The 17,430-nt window shown below is 20.8% G+C and carries 10 protein-coding genes and 2 tRNA genes; 11 read left to right on the top strand and 1 reads right to left on the bottom strand.

Features of this window, described 5'->3' with window-relative positions; translation table 11 throughout:
- The first annotated feature begins 154 nt into the window (after positions 1–154).
- The 9 genes from Lyticum_RS01425 (at position 155) to Lyticum_RS01385 (ending at position 10,014) form a co-directional block, all read left to right on the top strand.
- Positions 155–1,582: an insulinase family protein gene (locus Lyticum_RS01425; RefSeq protein ID WP_322498548.1), complete on the top strand. Its 1,428-nt coding sequence runs from the start codon at positions 155–157 to the stop codon at positions 1,580–1,582.
- A gap of 200 nt (positions 1,583–1,782) precedes the next feature.
- A tRNA-Leu gene (locus Lyticum_RS01420) sits at positions 1,783–1,867 on the top strand.
- 618 nt (positions 1,868–2,485) lie between these two features.
- The gene (locus Lyticum_RS01415; RefSeq protein WP_322498547.1) at positions 2,486–2,923 is read left to right on the top strand and encodes a hypothetical protein; all 438 of its coding nucleotides are present in this window, start codon (positions 2,486–2,488) and stop codon (positions 2,921–2,923) included.
- 533 nt (positions 2,924–3,456) lie between these two features.
- Entirely contained in the window at positions 3,457–3,588 is a 132-nt protein-coding gene (locus Lyticum_RS01410; RefSeq protein WP_322498546.1) for a hypothetical protein, read from the top strand.
- 468 nt (positions 3,589–4,056) lie between these two features.
- Positions 4,057–5,124, top strand: coding sequence for a hypothetical protein (locus tag Lyticum_RS01405; protein ID WP_322498545.1), 1,068 nt, complete (start codon positions 4,057–4,059; stop codon positions 5,122–5,124).
- 456 nt (positions 5,125–5,580) lie between these two features.
- Entirely contained in the window at positions 5,581–6,285 is a 705-nt protein-coding gene (locus Lyticum_RS01400) for a hypothetical protein (protein ID WP_322498544.1), read from the top strand.
- A gap of 493 nt (positions 6,286–6,778) precedes the next feature.
- Entirely contained in the window at positions 6,779–7,885 is a 1,107-nt protein-coding gene (locus Lyticum_RS01395; protein ID WP_322498543.1) for a hypothetical protein, read from the top strand.
- Positions 7,886–8,035: 150 nt separating this feature from the next.
- Positions 8,036–9,178, top strand: coding sequence for a UDP-N-acetylglucosamine--N-acetylmuramyl-(pentapeptide) pyrophosphoryl-undecaprenol N-acetylglucosamine transferase (locus tag Lyticum_RS01390; RefSeq protein WP_322498644.1), 1,143 nt, complete (start codon positions 8,036–8,038; stop codon positions 9,176–9,178).
- Between the two features lie 230 nt (positions 9,179–9,408).
- A complete protein-coding gene (locus tag Lyticum_RS01385; protein WP_322498542.1) occupies positions 9,409–10,014 on the top strand; it encodes a peptidylprolyl isomerase in 606 nt (201 codons plus the stop codon).
- 473 nt (positions 10,015–10,487) lie between these two features.
- Here Lyticum_RS01385 and Lyticum_RS01380 read toward each other — a convergent pair whose 3' ends face one another.
- The gene (locus tag Lyticum_RS01380) at positions 10,488–11,735 is read right to left on the bottom strand and encodes a dicarboxylate/amino acid:cation symporter (protein ID WP_322498541.1); all 1,248 of its coding nucleotides are present in this window, start codon (positions 11,733–11,735) and stop codon (positions 10,488–10,490) included.
- Between the two features lie 254 nt (positions 11,736–11,989).
- On the opposite strand from Lyticum_RS01380, the gene Lyticum_RS01375 reads away from it, so the two are divergent.
- Both Lyticum_RS01375 and Lyticum_RS01370 read left to right on the top strand, forming a co-directional pair.
- Positions 11,990–12,066 (top strand) — tRNA-Arg (locus Lyticum_RS01375).
- A gap of 510 nt (positions 12,067–12,576) precedes the next feature.
- Entirely contained in the window at positions 12,577–17,382 is a 4,806-nt protein-coding gene (locus Lyticum_RS01370; protein WP_322498540.1) for an NAD-glutamate dehydrogenase domain-containing protein, read from the top strand.
- Positions 17,383–17,430 lie beyond the last annotated feature (48 nt).

Raw genomic sequence — 17,430 nt, 5'->3', positions numbered from 1 at the left:
TTTGTATAATTTTTATATTTTTATATTTTTTTGATGAAAAATATTGATTAAGTATATTTTTATTTATATATTATTAATATTAATTGATAAAGATAATTTTATTATTTTACCTAAAAATAGGTTATCTTAACATTTTATTTTTGTACACAAAAACATGCTACAAGAAAACGAAATATACCCATATCATATATCTACTTATACTTTATCAAATGGAATACCTTTAGTATGTTTTGAAGATCCATCTTTGTCTGATTTTATCAGTGTAGAAATAGATATTCTCCATGGATTAAGTAATGATGAAAATCAAAAAGAAGGTACAGCACATCTTCTAGAACATATTATAGCATTAAATTCAAATAATAAAGGAGAATATATATATTCTAATTATTATAATGCTTTTACAGAAAAAGATAAAACTATATATATGTCTACAATAGATCAAGAGGATTTCCCCATTTTTTTCAATAGAATTAGTAATTCAATTGCTAATCTTGAATTAGATGAAAAACTCATAAATAATGAAAAAATATCTATAAGAATAGAAGAGAAAATGAATGATGAGATAGAATATTCTCTAGCGGAAGTCGTATTATATAATCAACATGATACTATCAAATATTCACAAAGTATAAAAAATGTTACTTCTGAAGATGTGAAAAATTTTTGGGATAATTTTTATAAAGCAGATGATATAATTGTATTTATATCAACAAGTGAAAGTAATCATGAATATTTTTATGAAATTGTAAATAATTCTGAATTATCTAAAATTAATAAACATAATATTAATCCTATAGATGATTTAAAAGATTTTCATATCGAAACTATTAATAACAAAGAATTATCTGATAATATTAAAGATATTGATAAAAATCAATATAATATCAATATTATAAAAGGAAATAATAAAGATTTATACGAAATTTCATTAGATTTTGAAATAAATGAAAAATCTACATCAGAAAAAATAATAAATAAAATAACAGAGTCATGTTTAAATAATATAAGAAGCCCATTATATGAAGCTACTAGATTTTTATATGGAGGCCTATATAGTATATCAGTAGTAAATTTTGAAAACCATTTCAATATATCATGTAAAACAGAACCTGAATTTATTATACCTTTTGTAGATAAATCTATAGAAGTTTTAACTAATATCAAAAAATGTTTATATGAAGAAAATAAAGATTTTTGGGAAAAAAATGTAACAAATATTTATATTAAATCAGAATGTAATCCACCTTATTATAAGATTATAGATATTATAAAAGATCTCTTAACATCTAAAGACTCAATATCTTTTTGTAATGAAATATCTATTAATGATAGAATGGATGAAGCATTAAAAATTGTTAATAATACAATAGAAGAAAAAAATGAATTTGAAAATCATTTAAAATCTTTAGTATCAGATAAAAACAGTATATTATATCAAGATACAGTTTTAAATAAATTAAATAATGATTTTCAAGAAAATAAACCAACTCTATTTTTGCGTGGAGATATTAATTCTGATTTATCAGAAAAATACCAGACAGAATTTTCAAAAATATTAGAAAAACACTATCCTATAATTTAATATTATAAATTATTTCAATTATATAAAGCTATATTATACATAATTAATACTTTTATTTAAATTAATATTAAATATATAATATAATAACTTATATTTAATATAATACTTATCTTACAATATTATTTTATTGGATCTAATTCATTTGTAATACTTTGACTTTTATTAAAAGAAATAGTATATTTATAGAATAGTTTTTTTCTGTGGATATGGCGAAATTGGCAGACGTACCAGAATTAGAATCTGGCGCCGCAAGGCATGAGGGTTCAAGTCCCTCTATCCGCACCATCAATCCAATACAAAATATAACAAAAAGAATTAGTAATATTAGAGAAAATTTTTCTCAAAATCAGGATATTACTAAATAATAAGTTTTATTAAAAAGTTAATAAAAGTATTAAAATCTATTAAAAATTAGATTAATCTAAGATTAGTATCAAAAATCAATAAAAATAAAGAATAATATAATATAGAATTAATAAATAATAAAAATAATTAAATTAAAAAATAAATATATTAAATTTTATTAGTAAAATCTAAATCTGTAGATTTTTATTTATAGATTTTTTTTAAATCTTTCTTTGTTTTTATATTATTTTAGTAATAAATTATTATTTCTTTGTTTTTATATATTATATTATTCTATATTATTCTTTATACTATTTTATTCTTTATATAGTGCTCTTTTTTTTTATATATAAATTCTTTTATCAAAAATAGATAAAATTGTATTAAATACAATAATAAATTGTTATTTTATATATTTATATTAAATTTATATTGAATTTAATTTATTATATGTTAATATAATATTTATTAGATTAATATGTAATTTATATATATAATTATAATATTTAATATTAATTTAAGTTATAAATTATTAACTTTTTAATAAAAAAAATATTTATGCAAGATAATCAAGATAATCAAGATATTCAATTTACTAACCATGAGGTACTAGGAACAGGGAGCAATAGCACTGACCAAATTCAAGAAGGAACAAATGTTCAACTTGAGGAACTCCAACTTGATAATAGCACTAACCAAACTGAAGAAGAAACAAATGTTCAACATAGTAACAATCAGCAACATAGTGACAATCAGCAAAGAAGACCAATCATAGAAGATGAAAATCAAGTAAATCAAAGCTCTAAAAAAACATTTAATACTATAGCTATAGCTGCAGTTGCTATGATTGTTTTAGCTGCAAGCACTATTATTCTTTGTACAAAAAAAGGTATAGATACAAATTCATTAACTAAATTAGTAAAAAATATAGCAAATAAAATTACTAATGTTATTAATAATATTATAGGAAAATCTGTTAAAAATATTAGTAAATAATATTTTACTAAAAATAACTGTTATTTTTATTACTAGATAATAAGTTTTATTAAAAATAACTGTTGTTTTTATACATTTATCTTAGATAAAAGTTAAATTTAGTTTATTAAGTAATAATATTATATATCATGCTAAAAAATTAATTTTAATTTTTATAATTCTTTTAAAGCTATTAGTAAATAATATTTTACTAAAAATAATTGTTATTTTTATTACTAGATAATAAGTTTTATTAAAAATAATAAAAATATTAAAATCTATTAAAAATTAATTTTAATTTCAATAAAAAAATAAAACTGTTCTGTATTATACAACAGAATATTCAAATAAATCAAAATGATTTAAAAACATTATCATATTTAGATGCTAAATATGAAAAAATCACTAATAAATACAAGTATATTTTCTTTTTTACTCAAAATCTAATTACTTCTAGTTTTCTTGAGATAAATAAAGATGATATTATTTTAGATGATATTTATAATAATAGAGAAAATAACAAAAAAGCAATTATAGAGGATTTAATAAAAAATATGAAAGTTGCTGCTCTTATAGTAGGAGATGATATAAATAGTTATATGAAAATAAGAATATCTCAACCAATTTTTAATTTTATTAGACCTAAGAATAATATTGATAATAATTGTTATGCGAGAGAATTCTAAGAATTCAGCACAGAGGTGAATAAAGGTATAAATCTGGAAAAACACAAAGAGAATATACTAGAAAAATTTAATCAAACAGAACAAAAAAAGAATGAAAAGCGAGCAAATGAGAAACAACAATAACAGCAACAACAGGAACAGATAAGGCTAGCTAGATAATATTAAAATGGTATTCACTGCTATTTTTTGGTGTATAGCTATAGGTATTCTTAGTATTTGTACCAACAAAGTTATAAGCTTATTAAATAAAGCAATAAAAGAATACAATAAAAGAAATTGGTAATATTATAGGAAATTCCTCTAAAAATATTAGTAGATAATCATTTATTAAAATTAGATTTTACTTATAATTCATAATAACATTAAAATCTATTAAAAATAAATAATTTATTAAAAAATTGTTAATTTAATCTATTATATGTTAATATATATATTAATATTAAAAATCAATTTTAATTAAAAACTATTATGATAAAAAATGAACAAGAAATCCAAGAAGATTTAAAAATATTATTATATTTGAATGCAAAACATGCAAAACTCACTGGCAAGGAAGATCCATTTGATGTTAAAAAATATATAAATAATTTTAATATAAATACAAAAAATATTATTTTAGATGATATTTATACTGGTGATATAAACGATTCTACCAAAAAAGAAGCAATTATGGATGATTTATTATTTGATATGAAGGTATATCAAAGCATTAATAATAACACAAATAATAATCTAGAAATTAATAAGAAAGTAATGGATGAATTTCCAGGTGTTTTAACTGCTTGTTTCGGTTCAGATATTGAAGTAACAGAAGATGGTAAAATAGAATTCAATGAAACATTGTGTATGATAGACGATCAGGACTTATTAAAAGACCTCAGACTTTCTATAATTACTCTAGCTGATATAACAATATTAGCACAAAAAAATATACACCCGGAGCAAAATAAACAGACAGAGCAGAAACAACTACTACTGAAACAACAACTACTGGAACAGCAAATGAGACAGCAACAACTACTACTGAAACAACAACAGCAAAGAGTAGAAGAGCTAAAGAGACAACAACAACTGGAAGAGCAAATGAGACAACAACAACAACAACTACTACTGGAACAGCAAGGGAGACAGAAACAACTACTACTGGAAAAGCTAAAGAGACAGCAACAACAACAACCGGAACTACTGGAACAACAACAACAACTACTGGAACAACAACTACTGGAACAACAACAACCGGAACAAATACAATCGCAAGGACAACAATCAAATCTGCAACAGCAAAGACTGGAACAAATACAATCGCAAGGACAACAATCAAATCTGCAACAGCAACAACAGTATAAACAAAGAAATCTAGATATCGTTAACAAAATATTTACTGCTATTTTTTGTACTATAGGTGCAGGTGCTCTTATTCTTTGTACAAAAAAAGGTATAAATTCATTAACTAAATTAGTAAAAAATATAGCAAATAAAATTACTAATGTTATTAATAATATTATAGGAAAATCTGTTAAAAATATTACTAAATAATATTTTATTAAAAATAATTGTTATTTTTATTACTAGATAATAAGTTTTATTAAAAATAACTGTTGTTTTTATACATTTATCTTAGATAAAAGTTAAATTTAGTTTATTAAGTAATAATATTATATATCATGCTAAAAAATTAATTTTAATTTTTATAATTCTTTTAAAAATATTAGTAAATAATATTTTACTAAAAATAATTGTTATTTTTATTACTAGATAATAAGTTTTATTAAAAATAATAAAAATATTAAAATCTATTAAAAATTAGATTAGTTTTTATAATTCTTTTAAAGCTATTACTAGATAATAAGTTTTATTAAAAATAATTATTATTTTTATATATTTTATATTGAATTTAGTTTATTAAGTGTTAATATATATATTAATACAATATTAAATGCTAAAAAATTAATTTTAGTTATAAATTATTAACTTTTAATAAAAAAATTATTTATGATAAATCAAATAAACAAACAGTATCATGAAGATACTATTATATTATCATATTTGAAGGCAAAATATGAAAAGCTTACTCAACAAATAAATCCATTTCATTTCCAAAATACATCTTATTCTCAAGACAGATTTTTTCCTATAAAACAAGAAGATCTTATTTTGCAAACTGAGAGTAAAAAACAAATTCTTGAAGATTTAATAAATGATATGATAGTTATCGATAATATAAATACATATGATCATATTAGTTTTCATGTTAGTATAGAACAAAAGAAAACGATATTTTCTACAATAATAAATCTTATAATAGAAAAAAATGAAATAAAAAATACAGAAGATATAACAGAATCTCATATTAAAATAATAATGAATAATGCTCAAAATAATATGGAATCTCATAGAGCAAAAATATTATCAGAATATCAAAAAATAGTAGAACAAATAGAAGAACAACAAGAACAACAAAGAGAGCAAAGAAGACAAATAGAAGAAGAAAATAAATTACAAGTAAGAATATATAAAAATTTTAGAAAATTATTTAATAATGTTTCTCATTTCTGTAGTCTAGTTACCTCTGCTTTTATTCTTTGTACTAAAAAATGTATAAATTTATTAATTAAATTAGTAAAAAATATAGCAGATAAAATTAGTAATGTTATTAATAATATTATAGGAAAATCTGTTAAAAATATTAGTAAATAATATTTTATTTAAAAAAACTGTTATTTTTATTAGTAAATAATATTTTACTAAAAGGTAATAGTAAAAATCAATAAAAACAAAGAATAATATAATATAGAATTAATAAATAATAAAAATAATTAAATTAAAAAATAAATATATTAAATTTTATTAGTAAAATCTAAATCTGTAGATTTTTTAGATTTTTATTTATAGATTTTTTTAAATCTTTCTTTCTTTTTATATTATTATTTATATAATGTTCTTTTCTTTATATATTGTTCTCTATGTAATTCTAATTTTTCCACAATAAAACTTATTATAATAAATATTTTCTATTAAAAATAGATAATCTATAAAAAATAATTATTGTTTTTATATATTTATATTGAATTTACATTGAATTTAGTTTATTAAGTGTTAATATATATATTAATATAATATTAAATGCTAAAAAATTAATTTTAGTTATAAATTATTAATAATTATTTTTTTTAATAAAAATAAAACTTTTATGATAGAAAATTACTCAATTCAAATAAGTGATGATGATTTAAAAATATTTTCATATTTGAATGCTAAATATGAAAAACTCACTAATATAAAAAATCCATTTGGGATTTATGAATATATGTTTGAGAAAATCGAACCTTCTATTTTGAAGATAAATAAAGATTATCTTATTTTAGATAATATATATAATGATAAAGAAACAAACAGGAACGAAATTTTTGATCGGTTAAAATATGATATATTTTTTATAAAGGAAATTTTAAAAAGGAGCAAAATTATTAAGTCTTATAGGCGTGAAAATTCAATATATGGTCAAGATTCAATAGATAATTATTCTTCTACAGAAGCAGTCCCAGAACTTAAATTAGAAGATATTAAAGTTTTGTGCAATAATATTATTGAGGGAAATATTTCAGAAGACCAGGAATCAACTATAAATAAAATAGTTCAAAATACATTTACTTTTATTGAAAAACAGTTGTATGTATTGATTATAGAAGATGAACGGAAACTGATATTAGCGAAATTTGAAGAGCAACAAAGAATACAACAAATATCTTTACGAAACCAACAAATCAATCAAAATTACCAAATACAACAAATATCTTTACGAAACCAACAAATCGATCCTAGAGCAACCCTCCCAGATATAATAAATCAATCCTTACAAAACCAACAAATTGATCAAAATTACCAAATACAACAAATATCCTTACGAGATCAACAAATCGATCCTAGAGCAACCCTCCCAGATATAATAAATCAATCTTTACGAAACCAACAAATCGATCAAAATTACCAAATACAACAAATATCTTTACAAGATCAACAAATCGATCAAAACTACCAAATACAACAAATATCTTTAGGAGATCAACAAATCGATCCTAGAGCAACCCTCCCAGATATAATAAATCAATCCTTACGAGATCAACAAATTGATCTAGAAATTCCACAAAAAAAATCAATTCTTAAAACATTACTTGATGTTACTATTTCTACTTGGACTATAATTAATAAATATTTAACTAAATTAGTAAAAAATATAATAGATAAAATTAGTAATATTATAAGAAATTTTTCTCAAAATCAGGATATTAGTTTTTGAGATTAAAAATTAATAAAAACAAAAAATAAAGAATAAATTTTTTTCTTAATATATATTAAAGTACAACATATATTTTTGTTTTATAAAAAAAATAGTTTAAAGATAAATAAAATTTATATAAAATATAATATAATAATTTTACTTTAATTTATAAAAATTTTTCTGTATTTCATAAAAAAAAATAATAATGCAATAGTTATTGCAGCAGGTGGAACTGGAGGTCATGTATTTCCAGCTATAGCTTTAACGAAAATCTTATCACATCGTCATAAAGTTATTTTTTTTACTGATAAAAGAGGAGAAAAATATTTTAGTAATCAAGATATTAATAGAATTATACTTCCAATTTCTTCCTCAAATAGAAAAAACATATTACAAATCACAAAGCTTACTGTTAATTTTATAAGAAGCTTTTTTATTTCAATAATAGAAATGAAAAAGAATAAAATTAATCTTGTAATATTATTTGGGAGCTATATTGCACTTCCTGTTGCTCTAGCAGCTTTTATAATGCGAATTTCTATAGTTATACATGAACAAAATGCTATACTGGGGTTATCTAATAGTATTATATCGCACTTTGCTGATAAAATAACTGTTTCATTCAAAGAAACAATAGGTATATCTAAAAAAAATCAGAGTAAAGTTATTTTTTGCGGTATGCCTATTAGGGATAAATTTTATTCAAATTTAATAAAACATAAATATAATCATAATAACGATATTAATATTGTAATATTAGGTGGAAGTCTAGGTTCTGATATTTTATCGCTAAAGATAGCTGAAATTATATTATCATTAGATAATAAAATAAAATCACGTATTAATATTTATCACCAAGTAAAAGAAGAACATTATTCAACTATCAACAAATTATATTTAAAATCTAATCTTAAAAGTTATAAAATTTGTGTTTTTTTTAATGATCTAGAGATAATTATGTCTTTATCTGATTTAATTATATCAAGATCTGGTGCATCTTCAATAGCTGAAATTGAGTTCTTGGGTAAACCATCTATTTTAATTCCATTAAAAAATTCTGCTCGTAATCATCAATATATTAATGCGCAAGTATATTCTAATAATAATAATAGTACAATTATAATAGAAGAAGATAATTTAGAAATAAAATTAATGGAATCATTTGATAATTTATTTATAAAAGATCAAATAAAAAATTTACAAATTGAAGCACAAAAATACTGGTATAAGACTAAAGGTGCAGAAAATTTAGCAACAATTATAGGTCAGATATTAATAAATAAGCATAACTCAAGGAAAATTAAATATTAAATTAAATAATAAACTTAACAAATAAAATTTGATTTGTGTTTTTATATGTTGCTTTATTAAATTGATATAGTTATATACAGATTTGATTCTAACCTATATAATTTAATTTTTAAATTATGAAAAATTATCAAAAATGTAGTAATATTAATTATTTTATTAATAAAAATTATATTTTACATAAAATATTTTTTTTTATTTTTATTTTTAACCTATTTTTATTTTTAAATAATATGCCTTCTTATGCTGATAATTCTAAATCATCAATATCTAAGTATAGTAAAGAAAATTACATTGTTTTAAATATAGAATATGGAACTTTAGTTATTCAGTTATATCCTGATATAGCTCCAGAACATGTAAAAAGAATTCAACAACTATGTAATGAAAAATTTTATGATGGTCTAAAATTTCATCGTGCGATTCCCGGCTTTATGGTACAAACAGGAGACCCATTGGGGAATGGTACTGGTAGTAGTAATTTACCTAATCTAAAAGCTGAATTTAATAGTTTAAATCATGATAAAGGTATTGTTTCTATGGCAAGAAATTCTAATGTTAATAGCGGAAATAGTCAGTTTTTCATCATGCTTGATAAACATAGTTATCTTGATCATAATTACACAGCATTTGGTAAAGTAATATTCGGAATCAATTCTGATGGGAAAAAAACAGATGGTATGGATATTTTAAATAAAATTCATATGGGAAGAGATGATAATAATGGAGAAGTATCAGATCCTACCACAATTAATAAAATGTATTTAATGTCATCAAGTTATGATTCTGAAATGGAAAAGATTATTTGGGATAATATTGAACATAATTCTATATATTAAGTATATATTATTAAGTGTATATTAAGTTTTAATATTTATCTGAGTATACTGGATTTTTATCACAACGAAAATAAATATATCTTTTCTGTATTAGAATTTTGATTTATTTTTAAAAAATCTATAATTTTATCAGAAAAAATATAAACATTAAAATTAATATATATCTTAGTATATAAATATATCTTTTCTGTATTAGAATTTTGATTTATTTAAAAAATCTATAATTTTATCAGAAAGAATATAAACATTAAAATTAATATATATCTTAGTATATAAATATATCTTTTCTGTATTAGAATTTTGATTTATTTTTAAAAAATCTATAATTTTATCAGAAAAAATATAAACATTAAAATTAATATATTAAAAATTTTAATAATTTGATAATTATAAATATTTATAAATAAATTATATAAGTAGCTGTATAAATTTAGAATTTTACATTTAATTAATTATTTTGCATTGTGATAAATTTAAAGAATTTTCTCATTATATTTTTTATAATCTAGGCTTCCCTCTATTTTATCTACTATTAAAGTAATAGCACAATCTCCTGTGATATTTATTGTTGTGCGAACCATATCTAATATACGATCAACACCCATAATCAAAGGTATTCCATCTAATGGAAGATTTACACTTGATAAAACCATTCCTATCATAACTATACCTCCTCCAGGGAATCCAGCTGCTCCAATCGACCCAATAGTTGATGCGAATATAATTACACCATATTGACTATAATTTAAATCTACCCCTGAAATTTGAGAAAAAAATACTGTTGTTATACCAAGATATATAGCAGTTGCTGACATATTAGTTGAAGCACCTAATGGAAGAACAAAAGATGATACTTTTTTTGATACACCCATTTTTTTCTGCATTTCAGAAAGAGCAGTACTGAGTGTAGCTTTGCTACTTGATGTAGCAAAAGCTAAAGCTTGTGTGGGAATAATTTTTCTGAAAAATGGACGCGGATCTATACGAAAAAACAAAAACATTACCCAAAATGCTATATATTGCACAAGCATTGCTACTAAAACTATTAACACAAATTTACCTAAACTAAATATAACTTTAAATCCATACTCACTGACAATATGCGACATAATAGCAAAGACACCATATGGTGTAATTTTTATTACTAATTCTACCATTTTAAATACAGCATGAGCACATGAACTTATTGTGTTTCTAGCTACATATCCTTTTTCTCCTATCATCACCAATGATACACCAAAAAAGAATGCAAAAACAACAACTTGTAATGTATTGCCGTTTGCCATAGCTTGGACTGGATTTGAAGGAATAATATTTACTATAATATTAGTTAAAGTTTGATGTTCTATTTTTTTTACAGATTCTCCAATTAGTGATGGTAAATGAACTCCAACTCCTGGTTCAAAAAGAATCCCAAATCCTATTCCAAGACAAACAGCAAAAACTGTTGAAATAGTATATAATATTAAAGCACGAGACCCTAATCTTCCAAAACTACTTATATCTTCAACGCTCGTTATTCCGTATAATATGGAAAAAAATATTATTGGAATAACAATCATTTTTAACATACTTGTATACATACTTCCAACTATCTGAAGTTTATCTAATATACCTAGTGATATTATAAAGGTATTTCCTAATAATTCCTGTTGTTTTATAAAATAACCTGTTATTAACCCAAAAATCATACCTAGTATTACTTTTTGCCATAATTTCATTTTTTTATTACTTCAATAATTCTATAACAAAATAATATATATGCACTATATCAATAATAATGGATTTAATTATGAGTGCAATCTGTATATCAGAGTTTATAACAGCATTATTCAATTGTCCATCACTCACAACTTTTTAAAATTTATTATAAAGAGGCAAAAATTATAGTTGTAATTAATACAATAATAATTTATATTCAAAAAACCTATTGATAAATTTTATATTTATCAAAATAGTTATCCAAAAAAATTTTGTGCCCGTAGCTCAGCTGGATAGAGCAAGTGCCTTCTAAGCACTAGGTCAGGGGTTCGAATCCCTTCGGGCACGCCAATATTATAATAGATGTATATAATTATAATACCTTCTATCTATAGATATTTCCTATAAACTCATTAAATAAAAAACTTCTTTATATTATCAGATTTTTTAGGCTAAATATAGAGTATATTAATGTATATTAATTAATATATGGTTCAGTTGTTATATAAAATAATTGTTATATAAAATAAAATTATTTTTATTATTTACTTTAAATTTATATTGAATAATTTCCTTTTCTAAGGAATTTTCTGCAACTTCTATATCATATATTGCTTCATTGACTGTAGAATTCTGTATATAACTTTTTGTAAATATTTTGTTATAATCTTTATAAGAATTTATATTAAATATATCATATATCTTATCATATTTGTTATATAACAATTTAAATATATAAAAATACAAAGTAAAATATTTTTATATAAGTCTTCCATAAATATTTTATAATTGCTTTAATTAATTTGTACTTAGATCATAATTGGTTGTATTGCAAATTGTTTTTATTTTATATATAAAAATATGAAAAATAGAAAAGAAGATAAATTCTTAAACGAAAAAATAAGAGAGTTGATTATTAATTCAACTTGTGAAACAATAATAAATTATTTTAATAAATATCAAATTAATTCACTAAACACGATTAATTCTTCAATTAATTCTAATTTTTTAGGGAATTATTTATTAAAAATAGATAATATTAATGATAATATTATATTTGATAGTAATGCATTTAATATAGTAATAATAGCAAATTTTTCTGATTATATATTAGATTCAATTATAAGTCTCTTTGAGGATAAAAATATTATTTATATAAGTAGTAAATATTTAAGAATATATGAAAAAAATGGAGAAATTGATATTTTAACTAAAAAATATGAATCTTTATCAAAGAAACATGAATTTCCTGAAGATTTTTCTTCAATACCTAGAAAATTTAAAGAGGATGAAGTTTTTGTTATACAAATTCTAATAAAATATCATGATATTAATACACTGAGAGAAATTATCGGACATACTATAAATAAATGCATAAAAATCTTAAAAGATATTGAAAATATCAGAAAAAAAATTGATAATATTATTTCACATTTTACAAAATATATTACTTCTTCAGATTCAACAGTAAATAAAACCTATCAAGAGTATAAAGAATATATTGATTTAATTTCTTGGTTGAATCCTAAAAATTTTATATTATTAGGTTATTGCGAATCCTCAATATTAAAAAATGATGACATTTCTATCAACTCATTTGGAATAGAATTAGAAAATAGTGATATAAATCAAATAGAAAAAATAACTAGATTAGCTGCAATAAAAAATATCTCATCTGGGAAACTAAAATCTAATTTATTTAAAAATAAAGAAACAGAAGCAATTTGTATTCAATATCCCGATGATATTAACAAATCATCAATAACTATTATTGGAATTTTTACTGAAAATTCTTATAATTATATATTACAAGATATTCCTATAATAAATAATAAAATTAATAAAATATTACTACTAGAAAGTAGCACAGATAAAGAATTTTTTTCAGAGAAAATTAATAATATTCTACAATACCACCCTAGAAGAGAATTGTTTACTATAGATTATGATGATCTATTAAAAATAGTAGAAAATCTTTTAATAATTGGAAAAATATCTTCTATTTTTTTATATGAAAATAAAAATACTAAAATAACTGGTATATTTATATTTGTTCCTAAAAATGAATTTAATTCAGATATAGAAATAAAAGTCGAAAATTTTTTATCAAATAAACAAAATATAAAATATAGTGCAAAATATATAAATTTTATTAATAATTCTTTAATTAGATTATTATTTATTATCGATCAAAGAGATGATATCAATTTTTTATCTGATGATATTGTTACTGATTTAAAAGAAGAAATAAAAAGTACACTTGATTTTTGGGGAGAAAATTTCATTCAAGAATTTAAAGCAAAAAATAATATATTTAATATAAATTCTTATAAAGATTATAACAAAATATTTACAAAAAGTTATATACAGAATTTTACAGTCAATGAAGCAATATATGATATAGAAGTTGCAGAAAATTCCTTAGAAAAAGAAATTATTCAATATAAATTTAAAGTAAATAATAAAAATAATAATAAATTTGCACTAAGAATATATTCTCCTAATAAACAAATAGATTTATCTGATATTTTTTTATCTGTTAGTAATTTTGAATTAAAGATTATTAGTATTGATTATTATATTATAAAAATTCCAAATATTAATGAAAATAATAATTCTCAATCTTTTAAAAATGTATATTTATATCATGTTTTACTTAAAGTAAAAAAAATAGATAAATTAATTTTTAATGATTTTATTCGAAATATCTGTTCGAATTTAGAAGTAACAATGGCCGCTATTCATTATAAAATTCTTGATAATGATCATTTTAACTCTCTTATTATGTATGCAAATCTCAATTGGCGAGAAGTAAATATAATGAGAGCAATAGCAAGTTATATAAAAAAGAGTACTAATCATTTAAATAGTAACATAAATAGTACATCAGAAATATTACTTGAGTATTGTGATATTACTAGAGATATAATGGACTATTTTTATATAAAATTTAATCCAATAAATGAAATAAGTAATGATGAGAGATTATTAGAAATAATAAATAATATTAATGCAAAGATATCAGTCATAGAAAATAAAATAGCAAAAATAGAACTAAATAAATATGTAGATTTGATTCAATCTATATGTAGGACTAATTATATGAAACTAGATCAATATGGATATTATCCATTACATATTAGTTTTAAAATAGATACTAAAAAATTAAAATGGATTACAAATATTGAATCAAATATAAATTATGAAATATTTGTATTTTCTAAAGAGTTTGAAGGAATTCATATTCGCCTTGGTAAAACTTCTAAAGGTGAAATAATTCTTATTAATAATAATAATGATTTATATATTAATAACTTACGTAATAAAGTTATAGAATTATCTCAACAACAAATAATTAACAATTCAGATATTGTTCCTACAGGGGCAGGTGCCGGAATTATTATTAAGAATATAAATAATGATAATTCAATACAAAATAATTTATCTCATTATAAAGAATTTATTAATGCGATGATTGATATAAATGATATTATTATCAATAATAAAATTATAAAACCAACAGATGTTGTATGTTATGATCAAGATGATCCTGATTTATATCTAGATGCAAAAAATCTAATTATTTCAAATGATACGCATCAGATATCATATAAACTTAATAAATATAAAATAATTGCACAAGGAGCTTGGATATTATTAAAAAATCATTTATATAATATGAATACATGGCCTATTAATGCAATGTCTGAAGAGTTACCAATAACAATAATTGGTATTGGTAATATGTCTAATAAAACATTTGCATATGGCATGATCCTACAGAAAGAAATTAAATTAATTGCGGCTTTCGACGATAAATATATATTTTTAGATCCAAATCCAAATATTAATCAAAGTTTCATTGAAAGACAAAGATTAGCTACACTTAATTCATCGGAATGGATAGATTATAATAAAAGTATAATCTCTAAAGGTGGTGGAGTATATTTAAGAAATTCTGATGAAATAATTATCACAGAAGAAGTTCAAAAAATATTAAATATTCCAGAAAAAATTTTAAATAATAATAGAAAATTAACTCCTAATAATTTAATTAAATGCATACTACAAGCATCTGTTGATGTATTATGGATAAGTAATAATAATCTTTATGTTAAAGCTTCTTTTGAAAATATAGAAAAATATAAATTAAATTTCGATAATGATAATAAAATTGATAAAAATACTTTAGTAAATGCAAGTGATATTTCTTCTAATATTATTATTGAAGCATCTGAAAAACCTGGTTTTATCACATATTACGGATCAATAGAATATGCTAAATCTAGAAATATCAATAGATCAAACACTATTGGATCAATTAATATGCATCATATTGATAGTTCAGCTGGCCCTAATTGTATCGATTATGAAAATAATATTGAAATATTGCTTTCAATTTTAATTGAAAATAGAGAGATAAATGAAGAAGAAAAAATAGAAATTTTTAATGATATTAAAGAAAATATTGCAGAAAATATTTTATTTAATAGTTATCTTCAAGGGCAAATAATTAATATAGACTATAATCATAATATAAAACATATTGAATATTTAAAAGATGATATAGATAAAAAAATTTTCGAAAAATTAACATTAAATGATAATTTTAATAAAAATAGTTCTATAAATAGATATACTAGACCAGAAATATCTATATTGATTGCATATGCTAAAAATAGTATAAAAAAAATACTTGGTAATATTGATAATATGGTCGATAATTCTTTTTATCGACGTGAAATGTTGATGAGATATTTTACCAAAAGATTGAATTCAAAATATTCTGCATATATTAAAAATCATCCATTAGCCAATAATATTATCGCTATAATGCTAACAAATGATTTTGTTAATACTATGGGAAGTACATTCTTTCATCGTCTTATGAAAGAAGAATGTGACTCCCCAGATCTTATAATATCAAGTTTTATTATTAGTAAATATGGAACTAAAATCAATATATGTTGGAATGCTGTTCAAAATATATTTGGTAAAATTGATCAACAAGAATGCATTTTACTCTTTAAAGAGATGCAGGATATTATAATGAAAAGTATGATTTTATTATTACGTGATCAGATAGAACTAATTAGTAATGAAACTCTTGATAAAACAATTCATATGATTAATTTATATGTGGATTCTATATTAGAAAATTTATCTGTTAATAAAAATTTAGATAATAATTTAATTAATAGTAATATTTATAAAATTATTGATAAAAATGCTATAAAAATTTTATCATTTCTTAAAGAAATAGGAAAAATTTTCTCTATTAATAAAATAGCAAATATAACTAAATTAGATATAAATATAGTTATAAAAAAATATTTTCTTATAAGAAAAGAATTAAATATTGATATAGGAATAAAAATATTTGAAAAATTTAGTAATTCTCCAAAATGTGATCTTGGTACTAAAACTATTATTGATAATGCAATATATGAATTAGAAACTGAAATAGAAAAGGTATGTATAAATCAATTAACTAACTATAATCAAAATAATAATTATTATTATTCAGAGAATAGTAATACAAAAAGCTTATTTTCAGATTGTTTATTTACTGTTGAAGATTATGAATTTTGTGAAGAAACAAGATCTATTATCTTATATAATATTGCCTTATTGAAAAAACAAATAAAAAGATTAGTGAATAATTAATATATATATTAATAAAATAGTTTATAATTTTAATTTATATTCATTAAA

It is taken from the genome of Lyticum sinuosum, assembly GCF_034471385.1.
GTDB classification, from domain to species: Bacteria; Pseudomonadota; Alphaproteobacteria; order Rickettsiales; family Midichloriaceae; genus Lyticum; species Lyticum sinuosum.
This window is presented reverse-complemented; position numbering and strand designations above follow the sequence as displayed.